17 protein-coding genes are annotated in these 17,888 nt (G+C 42.5%); 11 read left to right on the top strand and 6 right to left on the bottom strand.

Annotated elements, in window-relative coordinates; all coding sequences use genetic code 11:
• Positions 1-157 precede the first annotated feature (157 nt).
• Positions 158-2,665 carry an EAL domain-containing protein gene (locus tag DS891_RS18775; protein WP_174170601.1) on the bottom strand — a complete coding sequence of 836 codons (2,508 nt, stop codon included), beginning with the start codon at positions 2,663-2,665 and terminating at the stop codon, positions 158-160.
• 320 nt (positions 2,666-2,985) lie between these two features.
• On the opposite strand from DS891_RS18775, the gene queA reads away from it, so the two are divergent.
• From queA to DS891_RS18815, 8 genes are all read left to right on the top strand, one after another.
• The gene (queA, locus tag DS891_RS18780) at positions 2,986-4,023 is read left to right on the top strand and encodes a tRNA preQ1(34) S-adenosylmethionine ribosyltransferase-isomerase QueA (RefSeq protein ID WP_010607167.1); all 1,038 of its coding nucleotides are present in this window, start codon (positions 2,986-2,988) and stop codon (positions 4,021-4,023) included.
• A 214-nt stretch (positions 4,024-4,237) separates the two neighbouring features.
• Complete coding sequence (tgt, locus tag DS891_RS18785; protein ID WP_174170602.1) at positions 4,238-5,377, top strand: tRNA guanosine(34) transglycosylase Tgt; 1,140 nt, start codon at positions 4,238-4,240, stop codon at positions 5,375-5,377.
• A gap of 21 nt (positions 5,378-5,398) precedes the next feature.
• Entirely contained in the window at positions 5,399-5,737 is a 339-nt protein-coding gene (gene yajC / locus DS891_RS18790; protein WP_099642395.1) for a preprotein translocase subunit YajC, read from the top strand.
• A gap of 24 nt (positions 5,738-5,761) precedes the next feature.
• Entirely contained in the window at positions 5,762-7,621 is a 1,860-nt protein-coding gene (secD, locus tag DS891_RS18795; protein ID WP_010607168.1) for a protein translocase subunit SecD, read from the top strand.
• Between the two features lie 9 nt (positions 7,622-7,630).
• On the top strand, positions 7,631-8,575 hold the full coding sequence (gene secF / locus DS891_RS18800) for a protein translocase subunit SecF (RefSeq protein WP_010607169.1): 945 nt from the start codon (positions 7,631-7,633) through the stop codon (positions 8,573-8,575).
• 132 nt (positions 8,576-8,707) lie between these two features.
• A complete protein-coding gene (locus tag DS891_RS18805) occupies positions 8,708-9,235 on the top strand; it encodes a hypothetical protein (RefSeq protein WP_174170603.1) in 528 nt (175 codons plus the stop codon).
• Between the two features lie 112 nt (positions 9,236-9,347).
• Complete coding sequence (locus DS891_RS18810) at positions 9,348-11,129, top strand: bifunctional diguanylate cyclase/phosphodiesterase (RefSeq protein ID WP_010607171.1); 1,782 nt, start codon at positions 9,348-9,350, stop codon at positions 11,127-11,129.
• An 86-nt stretch (positions 11,130-11,215) separates the two neighbouring features.
• Complete coding sequence (locus DS891_RS18815; RefSeq protein WP_010607172.1) at positions 11,216-12,019, top strand: ABC transporter substrate-binding protein; 804 nt, start codon at positions 11,216-11,218, stop codon at positions 12,017-12,019.
• Here the strand turns inward: DS891_RS18815 and DS891_RS24600 are convergent.
• From DS891_RS24600 to DS891_RS18835, 5 genes are all read right to left on the bottom strand, one after another.
• Positions 12,016-12,327 carry a hypothetical protein gene (locus tag DS891_RS24600; RefSeq protein WP_227386835.1) on the bottom strand — a complete coding sequence of 104 codons (312 nt, stop codon included), beginning with the start codon at positions 12,325-12,327 and terminating at the stop codon, positions 12,016-12,018. The genes DS891_RS18815 and DS891_RS24600 overlap by 4 nt on opposite strands.
• A 324-nt stretch (positions 12,328-12,651) precedes the next feature.
• A complete protein-coding gene (locus tag DS891_RS24745; protein WP_264484056.1) occupies positions 12,652-12,774 on the bottom strand; it encodes a hypothetical protein in 123 nt (40 codons plus the stop codon).
• Between the two features lie 251 nt (positions 12,775-13,025).
• Positions 13,026-14,657: a methyl-accepting chemotaxis protein gene (locus DS891_RS18825; protein WP_174170604.1), complete on the bottom strand. Its 1,632-nt coding sequence runs from the start codon at positions 14,655-14,657 to the stop codon at positions 13,026-13,028.
• Between the two features lie 126 nt (positions 14,658-14,783).
• On the bottom strand, positions 14,784-15,494 hold the full coding sequence (gene rsuA / locus DS891_RS18830; RefSeq protein WP_174170605.1) for a 16S rRNA pseudouridine(516) synthase RsuA: 711 nt from the start codon (positions 15,492-15,494) through the stop codon (positions 14,784-14,786).
• A gap of 23 nt (positions 15,495-15,517) precedes the next feature.
• Positions 15,518-15,847: a 5-carboxymethyl-2-hydroxymuconate Delta-isomerase gene (locus tag DS891_RS18835; RefSeq protein WP_102057560.1), complete on the bottom strand. Its 330-nt coding sequence runs from the start codon at positions 15,845-15,847 to the stop codon at positions 15,518-15,520.
• A gap of 81 nt (positions 15,848-15,928) precedes the next feature.
• Here DS891_RS18835 and DS891_RS18840 point away from each other — a divergent pair, with 81 nt between their 5' ends.
• The 3 genes from DS891_RS18840 to DS891_RS18850 are packed head-to-tail and all read left to right on the top strand — an operon-like array spanning position 15,929 to position 17,857.
• Positions 15,929-16,720 (top strand): hypothetical protein, encoded by a 792-nt coding sequence (locus tag DS891_RS18840; protein WP_102057559.1) that lies wholly within the window; start codon positions 15,929-15,931, stop codon positions 16,718-16,720.
• Positions 16,704-17,327, top strand: a complete 624-nt coding sequence (locus tag DS891_RS18845) for a LysE family transporter (RefSeq protein WP_010607178.1) — start codon at positions 16,704-16,706, stop codon at positions 17,325-17,327. Before DS891_RS18840 ends, DS891_RS18845 begins: the two co-directional genes overlap by 17 nt.
• Positions 17,327-17,857, top strand: coding sequence for a gamma-glutamylcyclotransferase family protein (locus tag DS891_RS18850; RefSeq protein WP_102057558.1), 531 nt, complete (start codon positions 17,327-17,329; stop codon positions 17,855-17,857). The genes DS891_RS18845 and DS891_RS18850 overlap by 1 nt, the downstream gene beginning before the upstream one ends.
• The last annotated feature ends 31 nt before the right edge of the window (positions 17,858-17,888 follow it).

A 17,888-nucleotide genomic window follows, 5' to 3' on the forward strand; every position in this document is an offset into this window, starting at 1 on the left:
ATTTACCCCTTGAAGTCCATAGCAAGATGTAACTCAATCCTTTGAATGTCTATAAAATTAAGGTGTTACCTTAAAATTTGGTGACATTTTAAACTGGTATCTTTAATTATAGTGGACTTTGCAAGAAGTAAAAGTAACCTTTAGTATAAAAATGTTACTACGCTGTTTTTAGAGATAAAATAGTTTTTGCACTGCTCGCTAGTTGTTCAATAGGGAGCGGTCTAGAGATAAAGTAACCCTGTCCATAGTCCACACCTATTTCCTTAAGTTGTTGAAATATTTCTTTGTTTTCGACATATTCGGCAACTGAACACTTATCTAACGAGTGACTAATATCGTTTACAGCTTTGACCAGCGCCAGGTCAATTGGGTCGTTGAGCATGTCTCGAACAAAGGAGCCATCTATTTTAACATGCTGTGCGGGTAGCTGTTTTAGGTAGCTAAAAGTGCTGAAGCCTGTCCCGAAATCATCAATAGCGAAATGACAACCAAGATCGTTCAGATTTTTAATCATTGTCTGGGTTGCGTTAAGGTTATTGATACTGGCAGATTCTGTGATTTCAAAAATAACGCGATTAGCTGAAACTTGATGCTCTTTTAAACAGGCCTGAATGTGGGGTTGCAGTCGTTCATCTAAAAATGAATGAGCAGATAAATTAATCGCCACTTGGCTCAAAATCTCATGTTCAGCCAGTGCTTTAATGGCAGTTCTGATCACACATTGATCCATCAAAAATGTATCATTAAGTAGCTCTAATGCAGGAATAAACTGATTTGGGTAAACTGTCTCACCGTTAATCTTTAATCTAAGCAGTGCTTCGTAATAGGCTATTTGTTGTTTTTTGAAATCCCAGATCGGTTGATAGTGGAGTTCTATGCTGTCGTTCTGAAGCGCTTGCCTAACACTATGGCCCCATTCTAAACCGGTTTGCAGTGTTTGGTTTTGTTCATCTTCTTTATTATAACAATGAACCAAGTTGCGGCCGAGATTCTTGGCGATATAAAGGGCTATGTCAGCTTGTTTCAAACACTCGCTGGGATCCGCATTTTCATTGGTAATTTGCGTTAACCCGATAGAACAACTGAGAGAGTATGCATTATTTTCAAAGTGAAATTTATGTTCTTCGATAGCCATGCAAATGCTTTCAGCGCACATATGAGCATCAAGTAAATTGGTGTGCTTAAGCAGTACAGCAAATTCGTCTCCACCAATACGGAAAGTGAGATGCTCTTCACCTATTTTGTCACCAAACAACTCAGATACTTCTTTGAGTACAATATCTCCTTGCTGATGGCCTTTACTGTCATTGATGATCTTAAAGTGATCTAAGTCGATGTAAATTAGTGCATGTTCTATCTCTTGTGCAGACTTTACTTCATTGCACAGCTGATTCAGTTGTTGGTCGAAGTAGTAGCGGTTGTGTAAGCCGGTAAGCGTATCATGCAATGCTAAGTGTCTGAGTTGCAGCTCAGCTTGCTTGCGTTCGTGAATATTATCGAGTGTTGCAGTTATTGCGACCGAACTTGAGGTATTCTTGATAAGTTGTAGGCGACACTCGACCCACACTAGATGTCCTGCTTTGTGGCAGAGTTGCAGCTCTAATTGCGCATGTTGCCTGACTCCATTTTGAATTTCTTGAATGACTTTGTTGAAGGTCGGCAATTCATCTTTGGCAATATAATCGCGGAGCTGGGTATTGAGGCTTGACTTAATACCAAAGCCTGAGAGGTATTCCCATGCTGGGTTTATAAAGCGGATCGCGCCTTCCAATTCCAATTCAACGACAACTGTTCTCAGGTGGAGTAAAATCCGTTGGTGTGCAGAAAACAAATCTTTATAGCGACTTTCACTGCGACTGAGTTGCTCGACTTTATTAGCAAACTCGGCATAGCTCACCATAAAATCTTCTCGCCGCGCTGCATGGTCGCATACTTTGCTTAAAAAGGGCATATCGTATGGTGCTCGAACAAAGTCGGTAACACCTAACAATAATAGTTGTTCGGCATGGTCGGCATCGCGTTTGTCAATAATGGTTACAATGGCTTGGCTTGGACGATGTTTGAGAATACTTTCGACTAAGCTTTCTGCGGAACCTGATAAATCAGACGTAGTGTCCATTAAAACAATGGCGTAATGATCTTGTAGAAATAGTGATAAAGCGCTGGCCGCCGAGCTTACATGTGTGCAAACGAAATTGTGCGATAGGTGCTCACATATTTTTTGCGCACGTTGTTGGTTGGGCTCTAACAACAGCAAGTTGAGGCGGCTGCTTTTATCTAAATGCGTTGACAACACATTGGCCAAAATTTGCGGCAACATGTCTTGACGTTCAAATGGCAGCACGGCATCAATACTGTAGCTACGAGCGGTGGTTTCGGCTATTCGTTCACAATAAGTCGGTGGAATAAGTACGATGGGTGTATTTTTGGGCGTTGCCAGCAGACCTGAGCGGATCATGCGCGAGAATCGCCATCCGTCAATTTTGCCAACATCCAAGCCGGTGATCACTAGATCTACAGCTTGCGTCTTTAGTAAGCTTAGGGCATCTTGAGAGTCGGATTTGGCAATGATAGTAAAGACATCTAATGCACTAAGAGTTTTAGTCAAGGTTTGACGCTCGTGAGCACTGGCGTTAACAATGAGCAACGTTAGTTGTCTAGACACAATAAAAAAACCTCACCAGATACTGCGACACAATCATTGGGCTTGTCTTAAAGTTAGCAAATCGTACTTAACCGCTGCTTGATAATAATCAAACAGTGACACGAACTTTGCTCGGTAATCATAGCCGATAGCGATAAGTTATTGTTTAAACGTAAAGAATAAAGAACGTACTAAACAAAGGTGCACACCGTACAAAATTTTACATGGTGATTACCGTTTTAGACTCGCTAGGTTAAAGGTATTTACGCAAGGTTACAAGCACTTGATTTCGCCAAAACACCGCACTAGACTTGGCGCACTTTTAGAAATGAGGCCTTTCCATGCGCGTAGCAGACTTTAGTTTTGATCTTCCTGATGAGTTGATTGCCAGACACCCAATGAAGGAACGCTCTAGCAGTCGTCTTCTTACCTTAAATGGCAATAGTGGTGAAATAGAACACAAAGTATTTAGAGATATTTTGGCACTCATTAATCCAGAAGACTTAATCATCTTCAATAACACTAAAGTTATTCCTGCGCGTATGTTTGGTCAAAAAGCCAGTGGTGGAAAACTAGAAGTATTGGTTGAGCGCGTTGTAGATGAGCGGACTGTGCTTGCTCATGTAAGAGCGAGCAAGTCGCCAAAACCTGGTACTAAAATTGAGCTTGAAGGCCAAGCAACCGCAGAAATGGTTCAGCGCCACGGTGAATTATTTGAGTTGAGATTCGAGGGCGAAGAAAATGTATTGGCTATTTTAGATAAAATTGGCCATATGCCTTTACCTCCTTATATCGACAGACCGGATGATGAAGAAGATAAAGAGCGTTATCAGACTGTGTATGGTGAGAAACCAGGCGCAGTCGCTGCACCTACCGCCGGACTGCACTTTGATGATGAATTGATGGCTAAGCTAAAAGACAAAGGTGTTGAGATGGCCTTTGTTACTTTACACGTGGGCGCAGGTACGTTCCAGCCGGTGCGAGTCGATTCGGTGGAAGAGCATGTTATGCACTCAGAATATATCGAGGTCTCAGCAGAAGTCGTGGAGGCAATCAAAGCGGCAAAAGCCAGAGGAGGACGCGTCATCGCGGTAGGTACTACGTCGGTGCGCTCACTTGAGTCTGCGGCTAAAGCAAACGGCGGTGAAATTGCTCCACTTTACGGCGATACCGATATTTTTATTTATCCGGGCTACCGTTTTAACGTGGTAGATGCAATGGTGACTAACTTTCACTTACCAGAATCAACGCTAATCATGTTAGTGAGTGCGTTTGCAGGGCAACAGCATATTATGAAGGCTTACCAAACCGCCATTGAACAGAAATACCGCTTCTTTAGTTACGGTGATGCGATGTTCTTGCAAAAGCAAGATAAGTAACTCACGCCATACAACTATTAAAATGCCCAGTGTTGCTGGGCATTTTGCGTTTTATGGCTGTAAAGTTGCAAGCTCGATATGGACTTTGTGTTTTTTATCCCAATATTAGAATTGCGCTAGTAATCTTGGTAGAATCGAAAGATCACTGCCCTAAGCATTGGCTTAGCACGTTTTTTAGTCAAGGTTGGACTGTTTTTCCGACAACGAGGTAATAATGAAATTTGAATTAGATCGCAAACAGGGTAAAGCTCGCCGAGGTCGCTTGATTTTTGACCGTGGTGTAGTAGAGACGCCAGCGTTTATGCCTGTTGGTACTTATGGCACAGTAAAAGGCATGACTCCAGATGAGTTAAAAGAAACTGGTGCGCATATCTGTTTAGGAAATACCTTCCATTTGATGCTAAGACCTGGTACTGAGATCATCAAGCAACATGGCGATCTACATGATTTCATGAATTGGGACCGACCTATTTTGACTGACTCGGGTGGTTTCCAAGTATTTAGCTTGGGTGCGATGCGTAAAATCTCAGAAGAGGGCGTACTATTTAAGTCACCGGTAAATGGTGAAAAAATCATGCTATCTCCTGAAAAGGCAATGGAAGTACAGCGTGATTTAGGTTCAGATATTGTGATGATTTTTGACGAATGTACGCCATACCCAGCCACTGAAAAAGAAGCAAAAGATTCAATGGAGTTGAGCTTGCGTTGGGCAAAACGGTCTAAAGCGGCACATGGTGATAATCCTTCGGCATTGTTTGGGATCATTCAAGGTGGTATGTACCCAGAGCTGCGTGCCGAGTCACAGCAAGGCCTAGAAGAAATTGGCTTTGATGGTTATGCGCTAGGTGGCTTATCGGTTGGTGAGCCAAAAGAAGACATGATCAACATTCTCGACCAGTGCGCTTACAAAATGCCAGAGAACAAGCCTCGCTATCTAATGGGCGTTGGTAAACCAGAAGACTTGGTTGAAGCGGTACGTCGCGGTATTGATATGTTTGACTGTGTAATGCCAACACGTAATGCTCGTAATGGTCACTTGTTCGTGACAGGCGGCGTGGTAAAAATCCGTAATGCAGCACACAAAACGGATACCAGCCCACTAGATGCAGAGTGTGATTGCCACACCTGTAAGAATTACTCTAGAGCATACTTACATCACTTAGATAAGTGTAATGAAATACTAGGTGCTCGACTCAATACCATCCATAACTTGCGTTATTATCAACGTTTGATGGAAGGAATGAGAAACGCCTTATCTGAAGGCACATTTGATGAATTTGTCGAAGACTTCTACGCGCGCCGTGGCATACCGGTGCCAGAGTTGGCTGACGTTGGTTTGACAGAAAATAATTAATTTTATAAACGAGGAAGTGAAATGAGCTTTTTTATCTCAAGCGCGCATGCTAGCAACGCAGCAGCGGCACCAGCAGGTGGCGGTATGGAAATGCTAATCATGTTAGGTATTTTTGGTTTGGTATTTTATTTCTTAATTTACCGTCCACAGGCCAAGCGTGTTAAAGAGCACAAAGACCTAATGGGTGCATTAGGTAAGGGTGACGAAGTACTAACTCAAGGTGGACTTGTGGGTAAAATCACAAAAGTAGCTGAAGACAAAGACTTTGTTGTAATCGCACTGAATGACCAAATGGAAGTGACAGTGCAAAAGTCAGCGGTTTCAGCTGTGTTACCTAAAGGTACAATGAAATCTCTATAAGAATAACAATAAAGGGATAGCCCAGTGTTAAACAAGTTTCCAATGTGGAAGTACTTACTTGTTCTCGCTGTGTTGGCTATCGGTATTCTTTATGCCACACCTAACTTGTATGGTCGTGATCCGGCCATACAAGTTTCTGGCACAAAAGGTGCTGATGCGACGCTCAGTGTATTAGATCAAGTTAACGAAACCCTACAAAAGAACAACCTTGCCGTAAAATCTTCTGTGTTAGAAGACGGTCAAATCCTTGTTCGCTTCAAAAATGTTGAAGATCAGCTTAAAGCACAAGATATTTTGCGTAATAGCTTAAGCGATGATTACATTTCAGCAATCAATATGTCTCCGGCACAACCTGAGTGGTTAAAAGACTTAGGTGCAAATCCAATGAAGCTTGGTCTAGATTTAAGCGGTGGTGTTCACTTCACTATGGAAGTGGATATGGTCACGGCGATGGACAATGCACTTGAGCAAATGGAGCAAGATTTCAAGAGTGATTTACGTGAAGAAAAATTGCGTTATCGCTCGGTGCGTCGGGTTTCTAATAGTGAACGTGTACAAGTAACGATGCGTTCGGAAGAGGACAAAGACGCGGCAATGAGCTTCTTGAGAAAGCGTTACCCGGGTAACGACTTTATCAATGATAGCAGCGACAGCCTTGCTTTCTTCTCAAGCCTTAGCGACCTTAAATATAAAGAGCTGCGTGAATACGCTATCAAGCAAAACGAAACCATTATTCGTAATCGTATTAACCAACTAGGTGTTGCTGAACCAAATGTTCAACGTCAAGGTGGTGAGCGCATAATTGTTCAACTTCCAGGTGTTCAGGACACGGCTCGCGCGAAAGAAATTCTCGGTGCCACGGCGACGCTTGAGTTCCGTGAAGTAGACGAAAATGCCGACGTGCGTGCAGCAGCACAAGGTCGCATTCCTCCAGGCACAGAAGTGATCCCGCATAAAGATGGTTATCCTGTCGTGCTTAAAAAGCGCGTTATTCTTGAAGGTACGCATATCACAGGTGCGCAATCTGGTATGGATGAATATCAGCGCCCTCAGGTGAATATCAAACTTGATAGCAAAGGTGGGGCAAAAATGAATGCCTTTACTAAACGCGCCATCGGCAAGCGTATGGCGACGGTTTTCATCGAATACAAACCATCTGGCAAGAAAGATGAAAATGGCAAAGCGTTACCACCAATCAAAGTGGAAGAAGTGATTAACGTTGCCACGATTCAAGCGCGTTTAAACAGCTCTTTCCGTATTACCGGTATTGATAGCCCAGCAGAAGCGCATAACTTAAGCTTGCTACTACGTGCAGGTGCACTGGTTGCGCCAATTCAAATCGTTGAAGAACGTACTGTAGGTCCAAGCCTTGGTCAGGAAAATATCGAAGCGGGTATGACTGCGGTTGTGCTTGGTTTTGCTTTTGTTCTTGCCTTTATGTTGCTGTACTACAAAGGCTTTGGTCTGGTAGCAAACTTGGCGCTTGCGGCTAACCTCATCATGATTGTGGGTGTGATGTCGATGATCCCAGGCGCGACGCTGACGCTGCCAGGTATTGCCGGTATCGTATTAACCGTCGGTATGGCCGTTGATGCTAACGTACTTATCTTTGAGCGTATTCGGGAAGAAATTGCGGAAGGTCGCAGTCCACAGCAAGCCGTTCACCATGGTTACGATAGTGCATTTAGTACGATTTTTGATGCCAACATCACCACTTTAATTGCTGCGGTGATCCTATTCTCTGTTGGTACAGGTCCAATTGCAGGCTTCGCGGTAACCCTAGCTATCGGTATCATTACCTCGATGTTTACAGCGATTGTTGGTACGCGTGCAGTTATTAATGCCATCATCGGTGGCAGACGTATCACAAAGCTATCAATCTAGGAGACGGACATGCAATTATTAAACTTAAAAGGCACTATCCGTTTTATGTCGGCAAGAAAGCTTTCAATGGCTTTCTCTGCATTGTTGATCTTGGCTTCAATCGGCTCATTTATGGTGAAAGGACTAAACTTTGGTTTGGATTTTACCGGTGGTACGGCAGTTGAAGTTGGATTTTCACAGCCAGCAGACTTAGCAAAGGTACGTAGTGTATTAGCCGAGAGCGGTTTTGCCGATGCCTCTGTGCAACTTTTTGGTTCAAGCCAAGAGGTATTAGTACGACTCGCCCCTCGTGGGGACGACGTGAAAGCTGAAGTATTAGGTAACCAACTCATCTCCGCGCTGAAACAAGCGGATGAAAGTGTGGTGATGCGCCGCATTGAATTCGTAGGTCCAAGTGTTGGTGAAGATCTCAAAGAGCAGGGTGGCTTGGCGATGCTAACCGCGCTTATCTGTATCTTGATTTACGTTGCTTTTCGTTTTGAATGGCGCTTTGCAGTAGGTGCTGTATTTGCACTTTTCCACGATGTTGTACTGACAATGGGTCTGTTCTCAATCTTAGGTCTGGAATTTGATTTAACGATTTTGGCGGCAATATTGGCGGTAATAGGTTACTCACTCAACGATACTATTGTTGTGTCTGACCGTATTCGTGAAAACTTTCGTAAAGTACGTATTGATGACACCTTAGAGATCATCAACATTTCACTGACACAAACGCTTAATCGTACATTAGTGACCTCAATCACGACTATTCTCGTTTTGATTGCGCTATTCGTATGGGGTGGTCAAACCATTCATGGTTTTGCTACGGCCTTGCTGTTTGGTGTGTTTATCGGTACATATTCTTCTGTTTATGTAGCGAGCTCAGTTGCAGTAGCAATGGGCGTTAGCAAAGAAGATTTGATCCCGGTAGAAGTTGAAAAAGAAGGTGCAGACCTAGACGCTATGCCTTAATCATGGAATTTGATGTAATAATCGAAAGCGGCTTTTTGGCCGCTTTTTTGTTGCCTGTAAAACGTCATTTTATTGTTTCTAAAATATTACATTACTATATAATGATAATCGTTATCAATAAAGGAGATACTTATGTACAAATTTGCGATGGCGGTTGGTGCACTGACATTAATGACCGCATGTTCTAAGCAACCTGAGCTTGAGCAACAAACCGGATCTGTAACTACAGAAGCAACCTCATCTTTAGCACAATACAAAGTTCAAGCAGAGGCCTTACTTGCAGATATTCGTATCGAGAAAGATGCTGCAGCACTTGAAACACAATCCGCCGATCTTGTGGCTCTCTCTAGAACTTTGCTAAATGAGTTTGTGGCTAAGTACCCTCAGTGCCAGACTTATCTAGATGCCTTGGATAAGGCTGCGGATATCATTCCTACTTTACCACTTGAAGAGATCGAAACGGGCTATCACGCAGATGGTAAATTACCCAAGTTTGATGACCCTGTTTGCTACCATGCAAAAGATTTATTAGTGCATCCAGCAACGGTTCAAGCGATTGCGATGAAAGGGTTTAGTGGCGCTGAAGACTATAAGAGCGCAGAGATGGAAATTGTGGAAGTGATTGCACACTTTGATCAGGTAGAGCGGGCGCTAAAGTAAGCGGTTGAAAATCATTCAATTGCAAATTGGGTACATTTCACCCGATTGACATATATCTGTCATACTCTGTTGCTACCGTGCGCGATTATACTTTTACAGTGAGTTTAATGCTGTGGATCCTTCGCGCACGTTAGTACTTAATACAATAATAAAAGAAAAAGCTGTATTTACTCTGTTTCAGCCAATCTACGATCTTGCGAAACGGCAAATCTTAGGGTTTGAAGCATTAAGTCGTGGCATGTCCGGCTCATTGTTGGAATCTCCAGACAAGCTTTTTGCGATCGCGAGTAAGCAGGAGCGTTTGTCAGAGCTGGAGATTATCTGTCGTGAAGCTGCTATTAAGCAGTTCGTTTCACTCAACCTTCCTGGTAAGTTATTTTTAAACGTTAGTCCAAAAGCGTTACTTGATCCGAGCCACCCAAAGGGCGAAACCAGACATCTTACAGAAGTGTATGGGCTCGATCCCAAGCGTGTCGTCATTGAAGTGACTGAGCAAGACAAAGTAGATGACGCGAATCTGCTACTAACTACAATTACCCATTATCGTGAACTTGGGTTTCAAATTGCGATTGATGATTTGGGAGCTGGTTATTCTGGTCTCAGAAAGTGGTCGGAGTTATGCCCTGACTACGTCAAAGTCGACAGATATTTTATCGACCATTGTGACCAAAGTGTGGTGAAACGCGAGTTTTTAAAGTCTATTATCGAGCTTGCTAAAGCCACTAGCACTCAAGTAATTGCCGAGGGAATTGAGCGGATGGAGGAGCTAAAGCTGATAGAGCAGCTCGGTATTGTAAACGCTCAAGGCTTTCTGCTCGCGAAGCCAACTCGAAAGCCACCGACAGAGCTGGCGTTGTTAAAATCCCTTCATTCGGAAGTTCGTTCCAGTGTCAATCAATTTGAGCAGTCGATGGCAATCGGTTGGCTTGCCAAAGAGGCCAATGCTATCCATGAATGTACGCAATGTATCGATGCTCATAGGCTGTTTGAACAAGATCGCAAGCTAACCAGCCTTGCAGTGGTTAATGATGCTAGAGAGCCTGTTGGGCTGCTACACCGAGATCAACTGACTGAGGTCTTTGCGGCACCATATGGCCATGCACTCTTCGATAAGAAATCAGTGATTAAGTTGATGGATAAACAGCCGTTAGTGGTGGATGAGCAGCAAGAGCTTGATACGGTGAGTAAGCAAATAACCGACCATGAATTTGATATTCGACGTCATATCATTATTACTAGAGATGGTCGTTATCTTGGCTTAGCGCCCTTGAGAGACATACTCAAGCACATCACAGAAGAAAAAATTCGTCATGCTCAACATGCCAATCCATTAACCATGTTGCCGGGCAATGTCGCGATAAATGAGGCAATAGAGCAAAGGTTACGTTCACATCATGACTTTTCTCTTGCATATATCGACCTTAATCATTTTAAACAGTTTAATGATTTATATGGATATGCCAGTGGCGATAGCGTGATTAAGCTACTTGCCGAGGTGACAGTTGATGTATGTGTACAGAGCTCAAGTTTTGTTGGGCATATCGGGGGTGACGACTTTATGGTGGTGTTCGATAATAATGATGCAGAAGTGTTGTGTCATGAGATCATCACTCAGTTTGAGCTTAAATCAAAAGCCTTTTTTACTCCCGAGCATGTTAGTGCTGGCGGTTACTGGGCAACAAATCGTGAAGGGCAAAAGCAATTTGTACCTTTACTCACTTTATCGATTGGTTTAGTGAGACCAGATTTACAACACTGTATCAATTCGCACCAAGTTGCAGCTTTAGCAACGGATGCTAAGAAAGAAGCAAAGCGCTATCGTAATAGCTATTTATTTGTATGTAACCGTCGCAAGCCGACAGTATCGACTGTACGATTGGAAAATGCAGGTTGACTATATTTTTAATTACGCAATAGTAATAGCAATCCGTAAGAATACTCTTGATTGTAGTATTGTTTCCCCTAAAAGAGGGTTGTGCGATGAAGTTAAAGTTGAGTGTAATTATCTCTGCTCTGGTGTTTCAAAGTGCTTGTATTGCAGCGCAATCCCCCGAGTTAATCTATGTCGCGAAAGAAGCGCGAACCTTGTACGATCGCGATCTTTATCTTTATGAATTACTAGAAAAGGCACTGGCTGCTGCTAAGTACTCAGCTCAAATCGAACACATCAAGATCCATCCTCATCAACAGCGTACGTTAATGGCACTAAGCCGAGGTAAGGTTGATTTACACTGGTCTATGACCAGCCCCGCACGCGAGCAAATCGCTATTCCCATTAAAGTCCCACTGTATGATGGACTTATTGGTAAACGCGTGCTGATTGTTCATAAAGATGTTTATCCAGCCATAAAAACGGTTCGTTCGCTTGATGAATTAAAGCGCTTTACCGCTGTACAAGGACACGATTGGCCCGATACTAAAATTCTTAGTTATAACGGTCTGAAGGTCAGGCCTATTTCCGATTATCAAACCATGTTTAATTTAATCGCGGATAAAAAAGCGGATTATTTTCCACGCTCGGTGATTGAGGCAAATTCAGAATTGATCGCACAAAATAACGAAAACCTCATGATCGTACCTGATTTTCACCTTGAGTATTCAACCGCTTTTTACTTCTTTGTGAATAAAGACAAGCCAAAACTTGCTTATGCACTCGAGGAGGGGCTTGCTAAGCTTAAAGAGTCTGGTGAATTAAAACGATTAAAACAAAAATATCGTTTAGTGTTACCGCCTGAAGGTGAAGGCATCAAATTGAATAACCCTTACTTTGCAAAAAACTACTAGCGTTTCTTGCGCAAGCTTGGGAGTGCGTAATCGTACTCTTCTTTGTATGTTAGGGCTGTTAAAGCTATCATAATTCCACATTTTGCTGAGTACAGAATATATCCTGCAATATCGGAAGAGTAGAAAAAGAAAGTCACATCATAGCCTTTACCATTTCTTAGGTAATTTTCGACAATAGTAGCGAATGTGAACAAAGCTCCTAAGATAGCCAACCATGGAAATATATTATCCGCAAAGGTGTATTTAATTTTATATCTTGGGAAAAGTTTTTTGGTTAATTCTGTCCGGTAAGTGAGTGGGGCGAGCACTATTAACTCGATAATTAGGTGAATGCCGAAAATCAAACTATTCTGAAATAATCTATTCTCAGGGGAAGATGATAGGCTAATTAATCCGGTTGAAAACACGAGTGTTTCAAGAACAAAGGGAGTCAGGCATAAGATGGACAGAATACATATGTTCACATCCTTCAGTCGTAATCCCACACCAAAACAGAGAGATATAAGTGCCGTGTACGTCAGAAAAAAGTGAAAATTAACATCGTGTATAATGAAGACTCCTACTACAACTAAGACATATGGTAGTAGTAAGTCTCCGAGTGCGAATTTTCTTTCCATAACTAACAATAATCTTTAATTGGCTTTGCTAGATTTGGTATTTGCATTAGCTTCAGCACTGTTAGCTGCTGGTTCATCTGGCATCCAAATACCACCACCAGAAACTTTTTTACATTCTTTCAAATTTAGTTTTTGCATTATCATAGTCCTTATTAAGTTTGCTTGATCTCTACGCAATCAAGCATTCAAACTTTAGGTTGCATATATTATTGCAATTATAACAAACAAAGAAGTCTCTTGAGACTACTAAAACTGAAACTCTCTGTGGGTACAAACTTAACACCAAATAAACACAAGGTGAATGAAAAATTAAAGAAATTTTTCAATTAACAGTTTATATAAATTTACACTTGGCTAATTGTATGAAAAATAAGAATAAAGTTGACTTGTTACACTTTGAATTTGGCCATCTCAATCTCTAGATTTCCAGATAAAGATTTAATTGTATCAGTCGCTTTATGTGCTTTTTCAGACACACTTGCCGTCTGTGAGGCCGTGTCAGAGATAACAACGACACGTTTGGCTGTATCTTCTCCTGCATCCAACTGTTCTTTGGCTGCTTGAGCTATTTGATGACTCATCTGCGATATAGATTTTAAAGAATCGGCGACTTGTACAAGCGCTTGAGATGCCTTAGATGACATACTCACCGTTTTTTCGCTTGTTGCAATGCTCAAGCTTACAGAAGCCTTCGCATCTTGAGTTGCACTTTGCAGTTTAGTGATCATGGTACGGATCTCTTCTGTACTGGTTTGAGTGCGCTGAGCAAGCTGTCTGACCTCGTCCGCTACGACAGCAAAGCCTCGTCCTTGCTCTCCAGCTCGAGCAGCTTCTATTGCAGCATTGAGGGCTAATAAATTGGTTTGCTCGGCGATAGATTGGATAACGGTAAGTACATTAGCGATATTAGATACTTCTTCATCTAGTACTTGAATATTATTACCAGCGCTGTCAATTTGTTGCTCTAATAATGCAATTTCAGTTGCTGCTTGAGCTGTCAGTTTGTCGGCAGCATTACCTTGCTTTTCAGCCTCTTGAACTGAATCCGCAGCTTGCTCCGCATGTTCGACAACGGTTTGTGCTGATGCTGTGAGTTCGGTAATTGCTGAAGCCACCATTTGAGTTTCTGCATTTAAACTACGAGTTAGATTCTCAAGTTCTACTGAGCGTACCTCACTGTCTGATGTTTGGTTTTGTAGCGCCTTAGTTGCTTCTTTAAGCCCTTCAACTACTCCTTTTAATCCGCCTTGCATATAGTCCATGGCTGCGAGAATACTATAATCTTGGCAGTCAGCAGTATTGATAGGTGTAGTTAGGTTTCCTCTTGAAACATGTTTTACGATTTCGAGCACATCATTGATTTCAGCACCAAGTTTGTTATTCAAAGACAGTCCAAACCGCGCAAGTGCGGTGGTCAATGCAACGGCAACCGCTAAAGAAAGTGCGACTAACCAGATTGCGGTGTCCCAATAACGATCGTTTACTTCTTTGTAGCTAATACCTGTGCCGACATACCAGCCAAACCCTGGTGTTTTTTGTACCACTGAAGTCAGGTCGACAACTTCTCCATCTCGCAGTGAAGTCCAATTGTAGGTAATGATCCGATCAAATTGGTTACCGACTAAGCGCTTCACCATGCTGCCTATGCTTTTGCCGTCAGCATCTTCAAAGTCATTAAAGCTGGTGTTATGCAGCTGGGGGTCATGCGGTGTTGCTACGAAGTCCATTTTGTCATTAACAACATACACATACTCAGAGTCATGGTATTTATTTTCTCTTAAAACCTGAATTGCCATCTCTTTTGCTTGTTGCTCAGTCAGTTTCCCTTGCTCTGCAAAGCGCTCAAACTGTTTAACAATATTAACGGTGCTTTTCATTAATTGGTTGATACGCGCAATATTATCGCTTTCACTGGCATGGCGCAGAGCTTGAAGACCTACAAAGGCAACGGCAAGTAATGAAACAAATATTGCGGCGGCAAAGGTAATTATTTTTGCTTTTAATGTGAAACTAGAAAACACAGGATCGCCCCCTAAAAATACTCTCACTACATGATTTAGCATGTTTAGGGGGAAGTTGTAAGTAGGTTAATGCCCTAAGGAGGCGATTTTGAGATGATATTTACTCATACTACCTAAAGACGATGACTAACTTGCATTAATTATGCTTATTTCTTCATCAGTTAATGGGCGGTATTCGCCCTCAGCAAGGGTTGGATCAAGTTCGATCCCTGCAATATTTTCTCTATGAAGTTCAACTACTTGGTTGCCAACTGCGGCAAGCATGCGTTTTACTTGATGATACTTTCCTTCGCAAATAGATAAGCGTAGTGCAAATTTATCAATAAGCTCCGCTTTTGCTGGCAGGGTTGCTTGTTTCTCACCATGTAGTTCAACGCCTTGTTCAAGCTGTGTTAGCGCTTCTTCAGTGAGTTCGTCGCGACTTTCTAGTACATAGGTTTTAAACTTTTGTTTCTTCGGCGAGGTGATTTGATGAGACCAATCACCATCGTTAGTGAGCAGTACTAAACCCGTGGTATCGATGTCCAGTCGACCTGCAACATGAAAATCTTTTAAGTTAGGTTCTTCAATTAAATCGAATACTGTTGGGTGTAATTCATCACTATTTGCACATACATAACCTTGTGGTTTGTTTAGCATATAGTAGCGTAAACCCAAATACTCTAGGCGTTCGCCATCAAAAGTAATGTGGTCTGCTGGGGTGACTTGGATGTCGCCTTTTTTGACGATATTGCCATTGACGGTAACGAGACCTTTTTTAATATTAATTTTGACCTTGCTGCGTGGCATCTCTGCAACGTGGCTCAAAAATTTCTCCAATCTACATGGAAATTTCATAGTTAAATAACTCGAATAATAAATTAGTTTTTGCGATAAATATCGGATAATAAATCATAGCAATGGACACTGAGCGCAAAATGCTCCCCGACCTTTGCGAGCAAAAGCTTCAGAGCACCTTCCGTGAGCATTTGTTTTTGCTCTAATGTTCTACCAGCCATCATATGGATCTGCAGGTGAATAAACCCTTGTTTGCCATCGCCTAACTGAAAATGCTCAAAAGCAACAGCACGGGTTTTGACGGAAGTTGGATCAAACAAGCCACATGCACAGGCAAATTGCTGCACCTGTGATACTAACGCCTCGGTTTCAATTGGCAAATTAGCTGAGTGTTCAAGAATAAAGTGTGGCATGTGAAACTCCATGTTTTTGCATTAGGCTCAGAGTTTATGCTATTTATCAGGGGTTATTCCAGAAAAGAGTGAATTATTAGCATGCTGTCCTTATTTAAAGTCTCACCTTTGCTTAGCGATGAAGAAACCCAATGGTTAATTGATACCTTTGTCTGGGCATTTGAGCATTTTGATGGCGAGTACTTTTTAAATGAAACGCAGATTATTACTCCGACTCCTAGTTGTTTTCCAGAGCCGGTATCCAGTATTGAAGAGATGGCGGCGGTGGTTTTCTCCCGCGTAAAGTCCTACGCGGGGTTACAACAGTGGCCAATCACTTTGGTTGCGCCTGAACGCATGCTCGCGTCGACCAGCATGACTAAGCTAAACATTGCAGGGCGTTGGCGCGGTGAGCAAGCGGTTATCGCTGAATCGGCTGCGCCTATTTTGATTTCTTATAATCCTAACCAAATAAATCAGCCTCAAGATCTGATTGCCAGTTATGCAGGTGTCATGGCAAAAGTTTTAATTTTACAGCGTGGCGTGTTACCTCCGGGTGGGGAAGCGCAATTAGACGCTGCTTGTGATGTGCTGGCGAGCTTTTTTGGCTTTGGGGTCATGGTGTCTAATACCGTATATCACTTTAGGGGAGGATGTGGTTCTTGCTACAACCAATATGCCAACCGAAAAGCTGCACTGACGGAGCAGCAGAGTGTTTTTGTGCATGCCCTCGTATGTCATTTTAAAGGGGTGAGAGATGGTCATAAGCATCTTAAGTCACACCTTGTGAGCCAGTATAAAAAGGCGAAAAAGCAAATTAATACCTTAATGGATAACTCAGAGCGGGGTGATTTACTGGCCTTACAGGAGCATGCACATGCTCGTTTATCTTGATGAGTTTATTTTAATTGCGCTGGCACATTTTTTTGCTGTCGCAAGTCCAGGTCCCGATTTTGCGATAGTGCTTAAACAAAGTGTACAGCAGGGCAGAGCAAACGCCCTTTGGACAAGTTTTGGGGTTGGTCTTGGTATTTTAGTACATGTCAGTTATTGCTTATTGGGAGTTGCGTTACTGCTATCTCAATCTGAAACCTTGTTCACAGCAGTAAAATATATAGCCGCGCTTTACCTTGCTTACCTTGGTGTGCAAGCGTTGCGATATGCAAAACCCAATTCAGAGCAAGAAAATATCACTGCACATGCTGTTACTGAGTCTAATTGGACTGCGTTAAAACGGGGTTTTTTGGTCAATGCCTTAAATCCTAAAGCAACGCTGTTTTTCTTATCGCTTTTTACCCTAGTGATTGAGCCAACCACACCAAGCAGTGTGCAGTTGTTTTACGGTGTTTATATGGCATTGGCTACGTGGGCTTGGTTTTCGTTTTTATCTTTAGTTTTATCAAAAACAACGGTCAGACAATTTTTTCGTCGTGCAGGACATTGGTTTGATCGCGGGATCGGTGTGATCATGTTACTGCTTGCAGTAAGATTGGTGATCTAATGTGTGACAAAAACATTATTAACTTTAGCTTTGGTTCAAATATGTCGACTGCACGTTTGCTTGCTCGCTTACCACAAGCGAAGTTACTTGGAGTGGGGAAATTGCATGGCTATCGGCTGACTTTTGATATGTTGAGCACCGATGGTTCAGCCAAGTGTAGTATTACGCCGAGTACTGAAGCAAATAGCCATGTTTATGGCGTTTTGTATGCCTTGGATGAGCGAGAAAAAGCGCGTTTGGACGACATTGAAGGGGAGCGATACAACTGTCATTGTTTGCCTGTTGAAAGGCAAGGTGGCGGTATGGTGGAGGCCTGGTGCTATATTGCTAACACCTTTGTGGAACATCAATTACCTTTCGATTGGTACGTACATCATGTGTTGGCCGGGGCAAAGGAGCATCAGTTTCCGACCAGCTATTTACAGGCTATTTCGGCACAATCACACGTTACAGATAATAATAGTGACAGACAACAACAAGAATTAGCCATCTATCAATGTGATATTACGAAGTTAAATCGCAAAGCTTGACTGGTAACATCATGATTGGTTGTGGCAAAAA

The sequence above is a fragment of the Pseudoalteromonas sp. JC28 genome (assembly GCF_013319255.1).
Lineage (GTDB): Bacteria > Pseudomonadota > Gammaproteobacteria > Enterobacterales > Alteromonadaceae > Pseudoalteromonas.

What these genes read in the sequence shown, in the direction of transcription:
- queA (WP_010607167.1), top strand. Translation starts at nt 2,986, where the DNA reads ATGCGCGTAGCAGACTTTAGTTTTGATCTTCCTGATGAGTTGATTGCC.
- tgt (WP_174170602.1), top strand. Translation starts at nt 4,238, where the DNA reads ATGAAATTTGAATTAGATCGCAAACAGGGTAAAGCTCGCCGAGGTCGC.
- yajC (WP_099642395.1), top strand. Translation starts at nt 5,399, where the DNA reads ATGAGCTTTTTTATCTCAAGCGCGCATGCTAGCAACGCAGCAGCGGCA.
- secF (WP_010607169.1), top strand. Translation starts at nt 7,631, where the DNA reads ATGCAATTATTAAACTTAAAAGGCACTATCCGTTTTATGTCGGCAAGA.
- DS891_RS18805 (WP_174170603.1), top strand. Translation starts at nt 8,708, where the DNA reads ATGTACAAATTTGCGATGGCGGTTGGTGCACTGACATTAATGACCGCA.
- DS891_RS18815 (WP_010607172.1), top strand. Translation starts at nt 11,216, where the DNA reads ATGAAGTTAAAGTTGAGTGTAATTATCTCTGCTCTGGTGTTTCAAAGT.
- DS891_RS24745 (WP_264484056.1), bottom strand. Translation starts at nt 12,774, where the DNA reads ATGCAAAAACTAAATTTGAAAGAATGTAAAAAAGTTTCTGGTGGTGGT.
- rsuA (WP_174170605.1), bottom strand. Translation starts at nt 15,494, where the DNA reads ATGAAATTTCCATGTAGATTGGAGAAATTTTTGAGCCACGTTGCAGAG.
- DS891_RS18835 (WP_102057560.1), bottom strand. Translation starts at nt 15,847, where the DNA reads ATGCCACACTTTATTCTTGAACACTCAGCTAATTTGCCAATTGAAACC.
- DS891_RS18840 (WP_102057559.1), top strand. Translation starts at nt 15,929, where the DNA reads ATGCTGTCCTTATTTAAAGTCTCACCTTTGCTTAGCGATGAAGAAACC.
- DS891_RS18845 (WP_010607178.1), top strand. Translation starts at nt 16,704, where the DNA reads ATGCTCGTTTATCTTGATGAGTTTATTTTAATTGCGCTGGCACATTTT.
- DS891_RS18850 (WP_102057558.1), top strand. Translation starts at nt 17,327, where the DNA reads ATGTGTGACAAAAACATTATTAACTTTAGCTTTGGTTCAAATATGTCG.